We start from the raw sequence: 14,726 nt of genomic DNA, 5'->3' as shown, positions 1-14,726 counted from the left end.
CTCTGCGCATGCCCACGTTGTTTGTCTCTCACGGCTCGCCCATGCTGCCGCTGGAGCCGGGCAGCGCCGGGCCGATGCTGCAGGCGCTCGGGCAGGCTCTGCCCCGGCCAGAGATCATCCTCGCCTTTTCGCCGCACTGGATGGCGAGGCAGCCCACCCTCGGCACCAGCGCGCGGCCCGAGACCCTCCACGACTTCGGCGGTTTCGACCGTGCACTCTATGCCCTGCAATACCCCGCGCCCGGCGCGCCGCAGTGGGCTCCACGAGTGGAAACTCTGTTGCGCGAAGCGGGCTGGAGCGTGCACGAAGACCCGCAGCGCGGGCTCGATCACGGCGTCTGGTCACCGCTGCGCCTGATGGTTCCGCAGGCCGATATTCCGGTGCTGCCGCTGGCCATGCCCTGGCCGCTCGACGCGGCGGGCGCTTACCGCCTGGGCGCTGCGCTGACCCCGCTGACCGAGCAAGGCGTCTTGCTGTTCGGCACCGGCAGCCTGACGCACAACCTGCACGAGTTTGACCCGGCCGCCCCCACCGACCAAGCGCCAGCGCCCTATGTGCAGGCCTTCGTCGAGTGGATGCGCGGCATGATCGACCGCGGCGACACCTCGGCGCTGCTCGACTACCGCCGCAGGGCGCCTCATGCGGCACGCGCCCATCCCACCGACGAGCATCTGCTGCCGCTGTTCTGGGCGCTGGGCGCCGCTGGCGAAGGCGCCACGCCGCAGCATCATGCCGGCGGCGTGCACTACGGCAACCTGAGCATGGATGCCTGGACGTTTGAACCGGGCTGAATAGGTGGTGGGCGGCCGATCTGACTTGTTCCTGATTTCGGCTGCAGTTACTCTGCGGCCTACTTGCAACTCTCGATGGAACGGTCCCGATGCTCGACCTATTGCTGCGCAACTGCACCCTGCCCGACGGCCGCAGCGGGGTGGATCTCGGGGTGCAAGAGGGTCGCATCGCCGCGTTGCAACCCCGGCTGCAGGCGCAGGCCGCGCAGGAGATCGACTGCGCCGGGCAGCTGCTCAGCCCGCCCTTCGTCGACGCGCACTTCCACATGGATTCCACCCTGTCTTACGGGCAGCCGCGCGTCAATCAGAGTGGCACCCTGCTCGAAGGCATTGCACTGTGGGGCGAGTTGAAACCGCAGCTCACACAAGAAGCTCTCATCGAGCGCGCCCTGGCCTATTGCGACTGGGCGGTGGCCAAAGGCCTGCTCGCCATCCGCTCGCATGTCGATGTATGCGACGACCGTCTGCTGGCGGTCGAAGCCCTGTTGCAAGTGCGCGAGCAGGTCAGGCCCTACCTCGACCTGCAGCTCGTCGCCTTCCCGCAGGATGGGCTGCTGCGCTCACCGACCGCGCTGCGCAATCTGCAACGCGCGCTCGATCTCGGCGTGGACGTGGTGGGCGGCATTCCGCATTTCGAGCGCACCGCCGAACAAGGCGCCGAGAGCGTGAAGCTGCTGTGCGAACTCGCCGCCGCGCGCGGCCTGCGAGTGGACATGCACTGCGACGAGTCCGACGACCCGCTCAGCCGCCACATCGAAACCCTGGCCTTCCACACTCAGCGTCTCGGCCTGCACGGGCGGGTGGTCGGCTCGCACCTGACCTCCCTGCACAGCATGGACAACTACTACGCCTCCAAGCTCATGCCGCTGATGGCCGAGAGCGGCGTGGCGGCCATTGCCAACCCGCTCATCAACATTACCCTGCAAGGGCGGCACGATACCTACCCCAAGCGCCGCGGCATGACCCGCGTACCCGAGCTGCTGGCCGCAGGGGTGCCGGTGGCCTTCGGTCAAGACTGCGTGATGGACCCCTGGTACTTTGGCGGCAGCGGCGACATGCTCGAAGTCGCCCACATGGGCCTGCATGTGGCGCAGATGACCGGGCAGGCGGCAATGCGCCAATGCTTCGACGCCGTGACCACCGCCCCGGCGCGCCTCCTCGGTCTGGAAGACTACGGCCTGGACGTGGGCTGCCGCGCCGATCTGGTGCTGCTGCAGGCCGGCGATCCGGTCGAGGCCATCCGCCTGCGGGCGACGCGCCTGCTGGTCATTCGTGCGGGGAAAATCGTCGCCGCAACCCCCGCGGCCAACGCCCGGCTGTATCTGCCGGGACGTCCGGCGGCGGTGGACTGGCGCCGGGCTTAGGCCTCCTTCAGAACGCCGCGATGCTCGTGATCGCCCGGCCGAGAATGAGGGCGTGGATGTCGTGCGTGCCCTCGTAGGTGTTGACCACTTCGAGGTTCACCAGATGGCGCGCCACGCCGAACTCGTCTGAAATGCCATTGCCGCCGAGCATGTCGCGCGCGGTGCGGGCGATGTCGAGCGCCTTGCCGCAGTTGTTGCGTTTGAGCAGCGAGGTGACTTCGGGCGCCGCCGTGCCTTCGTCCTTCATGCGCCCCAGGCGCAGCACGCCCTGCAGCCCGAGGCTGATGTCGGTTGCCATGTCGGCCAGCTTTTTCTGCACGAGCTGATTGGCCGCCAGCGGACGGCCGAACTGCTGGCGGTCGAGCACATACTGCCGCGCTCGGGCGTAGCAGTCTTCCGCCGCGCCCATCGCCCCCCAGGCGATGCCGTAGCGCGCGCTGTTCAGGCAGGTGAAGGGGCCTTTGAGCCCGCGCACCTTCGCAAAAGCGTTTTCCTCGGGACAGAACACGTTGTCCATCACGATCTCGCCGGTGATCGAGGTGCGCAGACCGACCTTGCCGTGTATGGCCGGTGCGCTCAAACCCTTTGCCCCTTTGTCGAGCACGAAGCCGCGAATCTCGCCCGCGTCATCCTTGGCCCAGACCACGAACACATCGGCGATCGGGCTATTGCTGATCCACATCTTGTTGCCGGTGAGTGCATACCCGCCGGGCACGGCGCGGGCGCGCGTGCTCATGCCGCCGGGGTCGGAGCCGTGATCGGGCTCGGTCAGCCCGAAGCAGCCGATCCATTCGCCGCGGGCCAGCTTGGGCAGATACTTCTGCTTCATCGCTTCGGAGCCGAAGGCGAAGATCGGCAGCATGACCAGCGAGCTCTGCACACTCATCATCGAGCGATAGCCCGAATCGACCCGCTCGACCTCGCGCGCAATGAGCCCGTAACCCACATAATTCAGCCCCGCGCCGCCATAGGCCTCGGGTATCGTCGGCCCCAGCAGGCCGAGTGCGCCCATTTCGCGGAAGATCGTCGGGTCGGTGGTTTCATGGCGGAAGGCGCTCAACACGCGCGGCACGAGCTGATCCTGGCAATACGCCTGCGCGGCGTCGCGCACCGCCCGTTCGTCGGCGCTGAGTTGGGCGTCGAGCTGCAGCGCATCGTCCCATTGAAACGCGGGTTTGGGGGAGGCCATGGGTTTTCCTTGGAGGAGAAATCAATCAGGATCAGATCATCTTACGGCGGGCGCTCTGCCCGGCCACGCTCTGACCAGCAGCAGGCGGTAAAGCCGAAACAGCCCCCAGAAAAACAGCAGGGGCAGCACCACGGTCTGGATCAGAAAGACGGCGGCCAGGGTGATGAGATGCGACACGATACCGCTCGCCTTGGCCTGCAGCGCCTGCACCTGCTGGCCGATGTCCTGCGACTGCGACCACAGTTGTCTGAGCTTGTCCAAAGCCCCGCCGTCGGCCTGCGCCGCCGCGGGCGCTCCAGAGGCTGCGGGGGTGGACAGGCTGACCTGCTCTTGAGCGGTGACATAGTCGCGCGCCATCAGCAGCGAATAGGTCAGCTCGCTGGCCAGCGAGGCGGCCGGCACGCTCACACTGAGCAGCAACAGGCCAACCGATAGCCGCGCCAGCCAGGGCGGTGCGCGGCGCTCTCGCAGCACCAGCGCAGCCCAGGCCAGAAACAAGGCGGTGAGCACCACCGCCAGCGGCCAGGCGCTGAACACCGCGATCAGCACTTGCTGCATGGCGAATGACAGAGTCGCCACGAGCATGACGGTGGAAAACTGCTCGACCAGATCGTCCAGCGGGTCGAGTGCCGCGCCCGGCTGCACCGAAGCGCCGGCGCCGATCTGAAAACTCACCGACGCACTCTTGGCCACGCTGAGCACGCCGTTGATCGCCCGCGCGGAGGCAAACGTCACCAGCGCGCGCTGCAGCCCCGAATCGACAGACCGTTGCGCCGTGGCTTCCAGCGGGCGCCACCACACCAGCGCCAGAACCAGCGCGAACACCGTCAGTAACGCCGCCTTCCTCTGCTTGCTCTCCATGATGCATTCCCTCGAAAAATCGCCCAGCACCCAGCATAGAAGGAGGCGTGTTTCGCCTGCATGAAAGAGAGGGACAGTGTTTTGTCGCAGCGCCGCGAACGGCTCTGCTACAAACTCAGTTGGATCGGCCGCCTTGCCGACCTCCCCATCTGGCTTGCATCAGCTCATCCATGACGCCCTGGCACTCCCGCTTGCAATTGCAGTTTTCCGCCGAGGGCGCGCGTACGGTGCTGCGCCACCAGCACGAGGGCGGCCTGCGCGCGCTGGCCAGCCACTATCCCGAAGACTCTGCAATCTGCCATCAGGTGCTGGTGCATCCGCCGGGCGGGTTGGTGGGCGGCGACATTCTGGACATCGACCTGTCGGTGCAAGAAGGCGCGCACGCGCTGGTCACCACGCCGGGGGCAGGACGTTTCTATCGCAGCACCGGCGCCCCTGCGCGGCAGACCCTGGAAGCCCGGCTGGCGCCCGGCGCAAGGCTGGAATGGCTGCCGCTGGAGACCCTGGCCTACAACGAATGCCTGGGCGAGAACCGCAGCCGCTTTCACCTCGCGCCGGGCGCCGAGCTGATGGCCTGGGATCTGCTGGCGCTGGGCCTGCCCGCAGCAGACGCCGCGTTCCGCGCCGGGCGCTTCACCCAGCACATCGAGCTGCCGGGCATCTGGCTGGAGCGCGGTTGCATTGCGGGTGACGACGGCGTGCTGCTGCACGGGCCGGGCGGTTTGCGCGGCCATACCGCGCTGGCCACCCTGTTCTTCGCCGCAGGCAGCCCGCTGGCGGCGCAACGCCGTGAGGAACTGCTCGTTGTGGCGCGGCAGGCGGCCGATGAGGCGCGGCAGGCCAGCGTGCTTTTTGGCGTCACCGCACCGCATGCGCAGGTCGTTGCCTTGCGGCTGCTCGGGCATCGCATCGAGCCGGTGGCGGCGCTGTGCCGCGCGGTGTGGGCCGCCTGGCGGCAGACGGGGTGGGGTGTGGGCGGCTGCGCGCCGCGCGTCTGGTCGACCTGAATTGCCGATTTGAGCCGTTGCCGGAGTTGCGACGGCAGTTGCCAGCTCAGCGGCGTCAGGTTTTTATGAAACCGAGACCGCAGCCAGCTCCACCCGGTTGCGGCCGTTTTGTTTGGCCTGGTACATGGCCGTATCGGCGCGGCCCAGTGCGGCTTCCAGAGAACTCTCGCCGTTCTGCAGAACGGTGACGCCGATGCTCAGCGTCATCGGCACTCGCAGCCCCTGGATGCGCAGCGCATGCCGCGACACCGACAGGCGGATGCGATCGGCCAGTTCATACGCGTTTTCCAGGCTAGTGGCGGGCAGAAAGACGGCGAACTCCTCGCCGCCAATCCGCCCGATCACGTCGCCTTCGCGCAGCGCGGCGCTCATGCGATTGGCCAGTTGCACCAGCACGGTATCGCCCACGGCGTGGCCGTGTGTGTCGTTGACGCGCTTGAAGTGGTCAGCGTCGATCAGCAGCAGACTGGGCGCCTGCTCGCGTGCGGACTGCAGCAAGGCATTGGCGCGCTCAAAAAAGCCGCGGCGGTTGTAGAGCCCGGTCAGCGCGTCGGTCTGGGTCATGCGGGTGAGCGCCTGCTCGCGCTGCTTGCGGTCGGTGATTTCCACCAGACTGGTGAGCACCGCGGCCTTGTTGTCGAAGCGCAAGCTGCTGGCGGCCAGCATGACGTGGATGTGGCTGCCGCCGGAAGTCAGCATCCGCACATCCACAGGGCCCGCTTCGCCGCGTGTTTTCAGCGCGTCGGTCACGGCGCTGCGGGTGCTCGCGTCGGCATAAAAACTCGAGGCATAGGCAGAGCCCGGTTCAGTGTGATGGCGCTGCGGGTCGAGCAGGGCCTGTGCAGCGCGGTTGAATCGCAGCACCGAGCCATTGTCTTGCTGGCTCAGTACCAGCGGCACCGGGCAGACCTCGAACAGATGGCGCAGATTGCTCTCGGCCAGGCGGCGCTCCCGCATTTCTTTTTCCAGCCGCTGGCGCTCGAGCCAGAGCAGACGGCCGGAGCGGGCGTTATGCGAGGCAGTCATCCACCCCAGTAGGTGCACATACAGCGCGATGACCAGCAGCGCGCTCAAGTCGCGCAACGAGGCGTGATGCCACCCGTAGGCCTGAATGAACAGGCTGGCGGTGCCCAGCGGCAACAGCCAGAAGTTGACCGGGCTGAGCATGGGCACGAAGGCATAGGCTGCTGCCACCAGGAGCAGGCCGGTCAGCCCCTGATAAGGCGAAAACTCGCCATAGCCCAGATTGACCAGGCGCAGCGCAACAATGGCCCCAAGCTCGAACAGGGTCAAGGCCAGAAGCAATGATTCCGGGCGCTTGATCGCGCCCTGGCGCGCCACCCGCCAGAGATTCAATCCCAGTGTCAGCACGGCCAGGCGCACAACCAGCAGCCCGAAGAAAGCGGGGCTGTCATGCAGCCGGATCCAGTCCACCCCGCTGGCGAGCAGAAAAAGCAAACCGCCCCAAAGCCCGAGCAGACGCAGCCTCCCGGCGATTTCAGGCCAGACCTCATGCACATAGGCCTGCTCGTCTTGCCTGCGCACAAACAGGCCGAGCCGCCCGATCAGCGGCGCCGCATCGCCGCCGCTCTTGGAGGGACGGGACTCAAGAGTGCGGCGAGGCCAGAGGGTCATGTGCGCAACGGAAAAAATTCAGACGACCGAGGGAGTAAATGCAAACATTGTTCCCGAACTCGGCGACAGGCACCTCGGGAAAATGTCACAGGACGGCCCATTTTGCGCAAGGACAAGCGCAACCGCTTTTGACGAGTGGCGCTGTGCAGGCGCGCCGATAGCGCAACGAGTCAACCGCGGCTGTACGCCAGGCCCGAGGCCACGCCGCCGAACAGGTCGCCGACCACCAGTTCCACGCCGCCGAACTCGGCCTGCAGCGCGCGCTGAAACGGGCGCAGCGCGCTCGACCCGCCGGTGAGGTAGATCGCGTCAAGCGCGTCGTTGTTTAGGCCCGCACGCTGCACGCATTCGCGGGCGCAGGCCACGGTACGCGACAGCAAGTCCGCCAGTTGATCGCGCAGATCGGCGGGGGCGAGCGAGGCCTGCAGCCCCCTCTCGATGAACGACAGCGTGATGGCCGTGTCGGCATCGTCCTGCGAGCAGCGGATCTTGGCCTGTTCGACCTCATGCGCCAACCGGTGTCCCTCGCGGTGGCGCAGCACCGTCATCAACCGCTCGTGCAGTAGGGGCTCGGCATAGTCTTCGCGCAGCGCCTGCGCCTGGCTCATCGCGCGCGGCAGATACAGCCACTGGATCAGGTGCCAGGTCGAGAGATCGAAAAACACGCGGCTGGGCACCTCGCGCTGCTGCGGCCCCAGGTGGCGGTAGCCCAGCAGGGGCATGGCCCGCTCCAGACTGAGCTTGTGGTCGAAATCGGTCCCGCCGATGTGCACCCCGGAAGTGGCGAGCACGTCGGCGCTGCGGTCGGCTTGCGCGCTGCGCTGCGGGCCCAGCCGCACCACGGTGAAGTCGGATGTGCCGCCGCCCACATCGACCACCAGCACCAGACTCTCGCGCGACAGACGGCGCTCGTAATCGAGCGCCGCTGCAATGGGCTCCAGTTGAAACGTCACCTGCTCGAATCCCACCGCCCGAGCGGCCTCGTGCAGCGAGCGCTGCGCCTGCGCGTCGCGCTGCGGGTTGTCGTCGACAAAGTGCACCGGTCGGCCCATGACCACCCGTGTCGGCGCGCGGCCCAGCGCCTTTGCCGCACGCTGGCGCAACTCGGCGAGGAAGGTGGCCACGATGTCCTGAAAGCTGACCTGCTGGTGGTTGACCTCCGTCTTCTCCAGCAGCAGCGGGCTGCCCAGCAGGCTTTTGAGCGAACGCATCAGCCGCCCTTCCGAGCCGCTGAGGTATTGCCGCACGGCGTCGCGCCCGAAGTGCGTGCGGTGGTCTTCCGCGTTGAAGAACACGGCAGTGGGTATGGCCAGCGCTTCGCCCTCCAGCGGAATCAGACGCGACAGTCCGTGTGGCTCCGCCCAAGACACCGCCGAATTGGAGGTGCCGAAATCAATGCCGAGGGTGCCGTGTAGAGAGGACATCGTGAACAAAAGTGAGCTTGCCGCAGTGCTGCACGGAATGCAGCGGGCTGCGCAGTTTACCCACCTCGAAAGAGCGGTATTTCTAGACCGCGATCAGTTCGCGCACGCCGTCGGCGTCCATGTCTTGGCCCCGGCCGGTTTTCACCACTTCGCCGCGCGACATGACGCAATAAGTGTCGGCCAGTGATTTGGCGAAGTCGTAGTACTGCTCGACGAGCAGGATGGCCATGTCACCGCGCTGGGCGAGCATGCGGATGACGCGCTCGATGTCTTTGATGATCGAGGGCTGGATGCCTTCGGTCGGCTCGTCGAGGATGAGCAGTTTGGGGCCAGCGGCCAGCGCTCGGGCGATGGCGAGTTGCTGCTGCTGGCCGCCGGAAAGGTCGCCGCCACGGCGATGCAGCATCTGCTTGAGCACGGGGAACAGTTCGAACAGTTCTTGCGGCACGGTGGCGGCACCGGGCTTGTAGGCCAGCCCCATGTGCAGGTTTTCTTCAACGCTGAGGCGGGGGAAAATTTCGCGGCCCTGCGGCACATAGCCGATACCCAGCCGGGCGCGGGCGTCCGGGCGCAGGGTGTCGATGCGCGTGCCATCGAGGGAGATGCTGCCGCTCTTGATGCCCACCAGCCCCATGATGGACTTGAGCAGGGTGGTTTTGCCCACGCCGTTTCGTCCGAGCAGGGTGAGCACCTGGCCTTTTTCAAGGCGCAGGCTGACGTTGCGCAGGATGTGGCTGCCGCCGTAGTACTGGTTGACCGTGTCGATGTTGAGCATGGTGTGTGGCTGGTTCAGCGTCCAGATTCAGCGTCCAAGATAGACCTCGACCACGCGCTCATCGGCCTGCACCTGCTCCAGGCTGCCTTCGGCCAGCACGCTGCCTTCGTGCAGCACGGTGACTTTGTGGGCGATCTTGCGCACGAACTCCATGTCGTGCTCCACCACCATGAGGGTGTGCTTGCCGGCCAGCGAGATGAACAGTTCGGCGGTGCGGTCGGTTTCAAAGTCGGTCATGCCGGCCACGGGCTCGTCGAGCAGCAGCAGTTGCGGCTCGAGCATCAGCAGCATGCCGATTTCCAGCCATTGCTTCTGGCCGTGCGAAAGGTCACCGGCGCGGCGCGCAGCCTGGTCGTGCAGGCGGATTTGTTCCAGCACTTCTTCCACCCGCAGGCGTTGCGTGGCGCTCAGGCGGAAGAACAGGGTGTTGCGCGCGCGCTTGTCCGACTTGAGCGCCAACTCCAGGTTGTCCTGCACGCTGAGGTCTTCAAACACGGTGGGCTTCTGGAACTTGCGGCCCACGCCGGCGGCCACTACCTCGGCCTCGCGCAGCTTGAGCAGGTCGATGGTCTGGCCGAAAAAGGCTGTGCCCGAGTCGGGCCGCGTCTTGCCGGTGATGACGTCCATCATCGTGGTCTTTCCCGCGCCATTGGGGCCGATGATGCAGCGCAGTTCGCCCACGTCGAGCGAGAGGCTGAGCTTGTTGAGGGCGCGAAAGCCGTCGAAGCTCACGCTGATGTCGTCGAGATAAAGGGCTACGCCGTGGCTCAGATCCACGCCGGGCTGCATGATGTGGCCGTAGCCTGCGGTGGCATCACCGCTGAGTTCGGGCTGCGGCTCCTGGTACACGATCTCCCGCCAGTCGAGGTTAGCCACGGCGCGCCCTCCCAAGGTAACGCAGGGCCGCCCCAAGTTTCCTTGTTCCCCGCGGGGGGCGGGCTGGGCGCAGCTCGGCCCTGGGGGCTCTCAGTTGTTTGAACAGGCCGACGATGCCGTACGGCGCGTACAGCGTGACCACGATGAACAGCCCGCCCAGCACATACAGCCAGATCTGCGGCATGGCGACGGTCAGCCAGCTCTTGGCCACGTTCACGAGCACCGCGCCGATGATGGGGCCGATGAGCGTGCCGCGCCCGCCAATGGCCGTCCAGATGGCGATTTCGATCGAGTTGGAGGTGGACATTTCGCTGGGGTTGATGATGCCCACCTGCGGCGCATACAGCGCACCCGCAATGCCGCACATCATGGCCGAAATCGTCCAGACGCCGAGCTTGAACCACAGCGGGTTGTAGCCGCAGAACATGACCCGGCTCTCCGCATCGCGCACGGCGGTGAGCACGCGGCCGAACTTGCTGCGCACCAGCCAGCGCGAGAACAGAAACATGCCGATCAGGGTGAGGCTGCTGGCGACGAACAGCGACACCGTCATGCCGGCCGTGCCCATGGGAAAGCCCAGCAGCACCTTGAAATCAGTGAGGCCGTTATTGCCGCCGAAGCCGGTTTCGTTGCGGAAGAACAGCAACATGGCGGCATAGGTGAGCGCCTGGGTGATGATGGAGAAATACACCCCCTTGATGCGCGAGCGGAAGGCGAAGAAGCCGAAGATGAAGGCCAGCAGGCCAGGAGCTGCCACCGCGAGAAACAGCGCCCAGGCGAAATGTTCGGTGCCCACCCAGTACCAGGGGAAATGCGTCCACTGCATGAACTGCATGAAGTCGGGCAGATTGCCGCTGGCCGCATTCATCGCCCGGTTCAGGTACATGCCCATGGCATAGCCGCCCAGAGCGAAGAACAGGCCGTGGCCCAGCGACAGAATGCCGGCGTAGCCCCAGACCAGATCCATCGCCAGCGCCACCATGGCGTAGCAAAGAATCTTGCCCGACAGCCCGACCCAGTATTGCGACAGATGCAGGCTGCTGCCCTGCGGCAAGGCCAGCGCCAGCAGCGGTACCAGCACGGCGGCGATCAGCAGAAAGCCGATCAGCGCGGCCCAGCCCCACAGCGTCAGAAAGGCCGTGGGCGACTGCAATTGCACCCGCGGCGGCGGCACCAGCGTGCCGGATTCGTTGAGGATGGCGGCCATGGTTGTTCAGCTTTCCACGCTGCGGCCCTTGAGGGCGAACATGCCCTGCGGACGCTTCTGAATGAACAGGATGATGGCGACCAGCACGGCGATCTTCGCCAGCACCGCGCCGGCCACGCCTTCGAGCAGGGTGTTGGCCACCCCCAGACCCATGGCCGCCGCCACCGTGCCGGTGAGCTGGCCCACGCCGCCCAGCACCACCACCATGAAGCAGTCGACGATATAGCCCGTGCCCATCTCCGGGCTGACGTTGCCGATCTGGCTGAGCGCGCAGCCCGCCAGGCCCGCAATGCCGGTGCCCAGACCAAAGGCCAGCATGTCCACCCGCGCGATGCGCACCCCCACGCAGGAAGCCATCGGACGATTCTGCGTGACGGCGCGCACGAACAGGCCCAGCCGCGTGCGGCTGATGAGCAGCCACATGCCCAGCAGCACCACCACGGTGAAGGCGATGATCACCATGCGGTTGTAGGGCAGGATGAGATTGGCCATGAGGTTGAAGCCGCCGGACATCCACGGCGGGTTGTCCACCTGCACGTTCTGCGGCCCGAACAGGCTGCGCACGGCCTGGATCAGCACCAGACTGATGCCCCAGGTGGCCAGCAGGGTTTCGAGCGGTCGGCCGTAAAGACGGCGGATGATGGTGCGCTCGATGAGCATGCCGATGCCCCCCGCCACGACGAAGGAGAACGGCACCGCGGCGATGAGCGCATAGTGCACGTAGCCCGGCAGATAGTGCTGGAACAGGGTCTGCATCACATAAGTGGCGTAGGCGCCGATCATGATGAACTCGCCCTGCGCCATATTGATCACGCCCATCAGGCCGTAGGTGACGGCCAGGCCCAGCGCGGCCAGCAGCAGAATGCTGCCCAGACTGATGCCCGAGAACAGCGTGCCCAGCCGCTCGCCCCAGGCCAGCCGGCCGTCGATCTCGGAGAGGCTTTTTTCGATCTGGCTGCGCACCAGCGGAGACGACTCAATGTAGGCGCCGTCTTTCTTGTCCAGTCGCGAGAGCAACAGGGCGCGCACGGCGGGATAGTTGCTGGCCGCCAGTTGCTTGGCCGCGGCCAGGCGGTCGGCAGCGCTGGCGCTGGTTAGCAGGATGGCGGCGTGCAGCAGTTGCAGCCGCTGCACGATCTCCGGGTCTTTCTCGGTTTTCAGCGCCTGCTCCACCAGACCGCGATCGACCGAGGTGGGATCGTCCTGCAGTTGCTGCACGGCCTTGAGCCGCTGTGCGCGCTGCGGCGAAAACAGATCGAGTGCGGCTCGGGCCGATTGCAGCTCTTTGCGCACATAGTTGTTGTTGACCACCCCTTGCGCGTTGTCGCTGGGGGTGACGGCTTTGCCGGTGGCGAGGTCGATCCAGTCGTTGCCTTTTTGCACCTGCACCCTGTCGCCATCGATCTGCACGTCGCCGTCCAGCAGCTTGTGCAGAAAGTCGGCAAGTTGCGGATCGGGCTTGGCCACGGCCTTGTGCAGGGCGGCGATGCGGGCATCGGTGTCGCCGCTGGAAATGGCCAGCGCTTCCTGCGGGGGCAGGGCATGGGCTGGTGGCGTCAGGCCGAGCAGTAAACCGAACAACACCAGGCCGAGCGCCATGCGCAGCCATGCGCCGGGTCGGTCCCACTGAGAGCGCGTTGAGGTCATGGTCGTGAAGTTGACAGAGAAGGATCGATGCGTTCAAAAGACTCCCCACCCCAGCCCTCCCCGCGAGCGGAGAGGGAGTGATCGCCCCTTCCCCACGGCGTGGGGAAGGTTGGGAGGGGGAGTGTTTGCGTTGCCGAACGATCAGGCGTTTTTCGGCTTGGGGATGTAAGGGCTCCAGGACTCGCCCGGAACCAGTCCCTTGGACTTCCACACCACGTCGAACTGCGCCTTGTCGTTGATCTGGCCGATGAACACCGGCTTGCTCAAGTACTGGTTCTCCAGCACTTCGACGGTGTAGCCATCGGGAGCGGCGAACTTCTGCCCGATCAGCGCCTTGCGCACCTCGTCGGTCTTGGTGGACTTGGCCTTCTCGACCGCCTGCTTCCAAAGATGGATGCCGATGTAGGAGGCTTCCATCGGGTCGTCGGTGACCGGATAGTCTTTCAGCTTTTCCTTTTTCACCCAGTCCTGCCACGACTTGACGAACTTGGCATTGCGCGGATTCTTCAGCGACTCGAAGTAGTTCCACGCGGTGAGCTGGCCGACCAGGGGCTTGATGTCCATGCCCGCAATTTCCTGCTCGGCGATGGAGAAGCCGACCACGGGAATGTCGGTGGCCTTGATGCCCTGGTTGCCCAGCTCTTTGTAGAACGGCACGTTGGAATCACCGTTCACGGTGGAGATCACGCAGGTCGGGCCGGCCGAGGCGAACTTCTTGATGTCGGCCACGATGTTCTGATAGTTGCTGAAGCCAAACGGCGTATAGACCTCGGCGATGTCGCTGTCCTTCACGCCCTTGGAGTGCAGGAAGCCGCGCAGGATGGCGTTGGTCGTGCGGGGGTACACATAGTCGGTGCCCAGCAGGAAAAAGCGCTTGGCCCCGCCGCCGTCCTTGCTCATGAGGTATTCGGTGGCCGGAATGGCCTGCTGGTTGGGCGCGGCACCCGTGTAGACCACATGCTTGTTCTGCTCCTGACCCTCGAACTGCACCGGGTAGAACAGCAGGCCGTTCAACTCGTCGAGCACCGGCAGCACCGACTTGCGCGACACCGAGGTCCAGCAGCCGAAGATGGCCGCCACCTTGTCCTGACTGATGAGTTGGCGCGCCTTCTCGGCGAACAGCGGCCAGTTGGAGGCGGGGTCGACCACCACGGGCTCGATCCTATGTCCGTCCACCCCGCCAGCGGCATTGATCTCGGCAATGGTCATCAGGTCCACGTCTTTCAACGCGGTTTCGGAAATGGCCATGGTGCCCGAGAGCGAATGCAGAATACCGACCTTGATCGGTGCCTTGCTCGCGGCAATGGCGGGGAAGGGCAGGGTGCTGGCCGCCGCTGCGGCGACGGCGCCGCCAACGGTCTTGAGTGCGGTACGACGATCCATATTGGATTTCCTCCAGAGGTTGTGGTGGGGTGTGACACGGTGTGTCGTGCAAGTCGCGTGCCACGGTTTTGTCTGCCCCCCATTAGCGCGGGGAGACAGTTCGATGACACTTGGCCCGAACTTGCTCAGCGCGTGCCTGAACGCGCCCCGCAATCTGGTTTGAGGCACCACCGCGCGCATCAGCTCGATCGTCTTTGGTGCGTTCGCACCAAACCGGGGCAAACGGAGACCCGCACCGTTCCAGCAGGGGCCGCAGGTCTGCTTTTTGCTGCAGCACCGGCCTGCGCTTTCGATGTGGCCTCGCGTTAAGCTCACCTCACGATTCCCATTCCATCCGCCTCTCCATGGACCTCACCCCTCGCGAAAAAGACAAGCTGCTGATTTTCACCGCCGCGCTGCTGGCCGAACGCCGCAAGGCGCGCGGACTCAAGCTCAACGTGCCCGAGGCCATCGCCTACATCACCGCCGCGGTGATGGAAGGCGCGCGCGACGGCCGCACCGTGGCTGAGCTGATGAGCTATGGCCGCACCCTGCTCAGCCGCGACGAAGTGATGGACGGCGTGGCCG

13 protein-coding genes are annotated in these 14,726 nt (G+C 65.7%); 4 read left to right on the top strand and 9 right to left on the bottom strand.

What is annotated here, in order from left to right:
* Positions 1 to 8 precede the first annotated feature (8 nt).
* Together AC2VLV_RS01850 and AC2VLV_RS01845 are read left to right on the top strand one after the other, a co-directional pair.
* A complete protein-coding gene (locus AC2VLV_RS01850; protein ID WP_486988385.1) occupies positions 9 to 791 on the top strand; it encodes a dioxygenase family protein in 783 nt (260 codons plus the stop codon).
* An 89-nt stretch (positions 792 to 880) separates the two neighbouring features.
* Positions 881 to 2,155 carry an amidohydrolase family protein gene (locus tag AC2VLV_RS01845; RefSeq protein ID WP_486988384.1) on the top strand — a complete coding sequence of 425 codons (1,275 nt, stop codon included), beginning with the start codon at positions 881 to 883 and terminating at the stop codon, positions 2,153 to 2,155.
* Between the two features lie 7 nt (positions 2,156 to 2,162).
* On the opposite strand, the gene AC2VLV_RS01840 is transcribed toward AC2VLV_RS01845, so the two are convergent.
* Together AC2VLV_RS01840 and AC2VLV_RS01835 are read right to left on the bottom strand one after the other, a co-directional pair.
* Positions 2,163 to 3,344 (bottom strand): acyl-CoA dehydrogenase, encoded by a 1,182-nt coding sequence (locus AC2VLV_RS01840; RefSeq protein ID WP_486988383.1) that lies wholly within the window; start codon positions 3,342 to 3,344, stop codon positions 2,163 to 2,165.
* Between the two features lie 36 nt (positions 3,345 to 3,380).
* Positions 3,381 to 4,205 carry a hypothetical protein gene (locus AC2VLV_RS01835; RefSeq protein ID WP_486988382.1) on the bottom strand — a complete coding sequence of 275 codons (825 nt, stop codon included), beginning with the start codon at positions 4,203 to 4,205 and terminating at the stop codon, positions 3,381 to 3,383.
* Positions 4,206 to 4,375: 170 nt separating this feature from the next.
* On the opposite strand from AC2VLV_RS01835, the gene AC2VLV_RS01830 reads away from it, so the two are divergent.
* The gene (locus tag AC2VLV_RS01830) at positions 4,376 to 5,212 is read left to right on the top strand and encodes an urease accessory protein UreD (RefSeq protein WP_486988381.1); all 837 of its coding nucleotides are present in this window, start codon (positions 4,376 to 4,378) and stop codon (positions 5,210 to 5,212) included.
* Between the two features lie 63 nt (positions 5,213 to 5,275).
* Here AC2VLV_RS01830 and AC2VLV_RS01825 read toward each other — a convergent pair whose 3' ends face one another.
* From AC2VLV_RS01825 to urtA, 7 genes are all read right to left on the bottom strand, one after another.
* Positions 5,276 to 6,847 carry a sensor domain-containing diguanylate cyclase gene (locus AC2VLV_RS01825; RefSeq protein WP_486988380.1) on the bottom strand — a complete coding sequence of 524 codons (1,572 nt, stop codon included), beginning with the start codon at positions 6,845 to 6,847 and terminating at the stop codon, positions 5,276 to 5,278.
* A gap of 170 nt (positions 6,848 to 7,017) precedes the next feature.
* Complete coding sequence (locus AC2VLV_RS01820; RefSeq protein ID WP_486988379.1) at positions 7,018 to 8,271, bottom strand: Hsp70 family protein; 1,254 nt, start codon at positions 8,269 to 8,271, stop codon at positions 7,018 to 7,020.
* Positions 8,272 to 8,353: 82 nt separating this feature from the next.
* Positions 8,354 to 9,046 carry an urea ABC transporter ATP-binding subunit UrtE gene (urtE, locus tag AC2VLV_RS01815; RefSeq protein ID WP_486988378.1) on the bottom strand — a complete coding sequence of 231 codons (693 nt, stop codon included), beginning with the start codon at positions 9,044 to 9,046 and terminating at the stop codon, positions 8,354 to 8,356.
* Positions 9,047 to 9,073: 27 nt separating this feature from the next.
* Complete coding sequence (urtD, locus tag AC2VLV_RS01810; RefSeq protein WP_486988377.1) at positions 9,074 to 9,922, bottom strand: urea ABC transporter ATP-binding protein UrtD; 849 nt, start codon at positions 9,920 to 9,922, stop codon at positions 9,074 to 9,076.
* Entirely contained in the window at positions 9,915 to 11,129 is a 1,215-nt protein-coding gene (gene urtC, locus AC2VLV_RS01805) for an urea ABC transporter permease subunit UrtC (RefSeq protein ID WP_486988376.1), read from the bottom strand. Before urtC ends, urtD begins: the two co-directional genes overlap by 8 nt.
* Positions 11,130 to 11,135: 6 nt before the next feature.
* Positions 11,136 to 12,776 carry an urea ABC transporter permease subunit UrtB gene (urtB, locus tag AC2VLV_RS01800; RefSeq protein ID WP_486988375.1) on the bottom strand — a complete coding sequence of 547 codons (1,641 nt, stop codon included), beginning with the start codon at positions 12,774 to 12,776 and terminating at the stop codon, positions 11,136 to 11,138.
* Between the two features lie 141 nt (positions 12,777 to 12,917).
* Positions 12,918 to 14,159, bottom strand: a complete 1,242-nt coding sequence (urtA, locus tag AC2VLV_RS01795) for an urea ABC transporter substrate-binding protein (RefSeq protein WP_486988374.1) — start codon at positions 14,157 to 14,159, stop codon at positions 12,918 to 12,920.
* Positions 14,160 to 14,503: 344 nt separating this feature from the next.
* On the opposite strand from urtA, the gene ureA reads away from it, so the two are divergent.
* Positions 14,504 to 14,726, top strand: a 223-nt coding sequence (gene ureA, locus AC2VLV_RS01790) for an urease subunit gamma (protein WP_486988373.1), incomplete at its 3' end; no start/stop codon positions are given.

It is taken from the genome of Thiomonas sp. TH-17 (assembly GCF_057473305.1).
Note: the sequence above shows the minus strand (reverse complement) of the source record. Positions and strands in the feature narration are given on the sequence as shown.

Bases quoted from the DNA above. Each gene is read 5' to 3' on its own strand.
- AC2VLV_RS01845 (WP_486988384.1), top strand. From the start codon at position 881: ATGCTCGACCTATTGCTGCGCAACTGCACCCTGCCCGACGGCCGCAGC.
- AC2VLV_RS01840 (WP_486988383.1), bottom strand. From the start codon at position 3,344: ATGGCCTCCCCCAAACCCGCGTTTCAATGGGACGATGCGCTGCAGCTC.
- AC2VLV_RS01830 (WP_486988381.1), top strand. From the start codon at position 4,376: ATGACGCCCTGGCACTCCCGCTTGCAATTGCAGTTTTCCGCCGAGGGC.
- urtA (WP_486988374.1), bottom strand. From the start codon at position 14,159: ATGGATCGTCGTACCGCACTCAAGACCGTTGGCGGCGCCGTCGCCGCA.
- AC2VLV_RS01835 (WP_486988382.1), bottom strand. From the start codon at position 4,205: ATGGAGAGCAAGCAGAGGAAGGCGGCGTTACTGACGGTGTTCGCGCTG.
- AC2VLV_RS01850 (WP_486988385.1), top strand. From the start codon at position 9: ATGCCCACGTTGTTTGTCTCTCACGGCTCGCCCATGCTGCCGCTGGAG.
- urtE (WP_486988378.1), bottom strand. From the start codon at position 9,046: ATGCTCAACATCGACACGGTCAACCAGTACTACGGCGGCAGCCACATC.
- AC2VLV_RS01825 (WP_486988380.1), bottom strand. From the start codon at position 6,847: ATGACCCTCTGGCCTCGCCGCACTCTTGAGTCCCGTCCCTCCAAGAGC.
- AC2VLV_RS01820 (WP_486988379.1), bottom strand. From the start codon at position 8,271: ATGTCCTCTCTACACGGCACCCTCGGCATTGATTTCGGCACCTCCAAT.
- urtB (WP_486988375.1), bottom strand. From the start codon at position 12,776: ATGACCTCAACGCGCTCTCAGTGGGACCGACCCGGCGCATGGCTGCGC.
- urtC (WP_486988376.1), bottom strand. From the start codon at position 11,129: ATGGCCGCCATCCTCAACGAATCCGGCACGCTGGTGCCGCCGCCGCGG.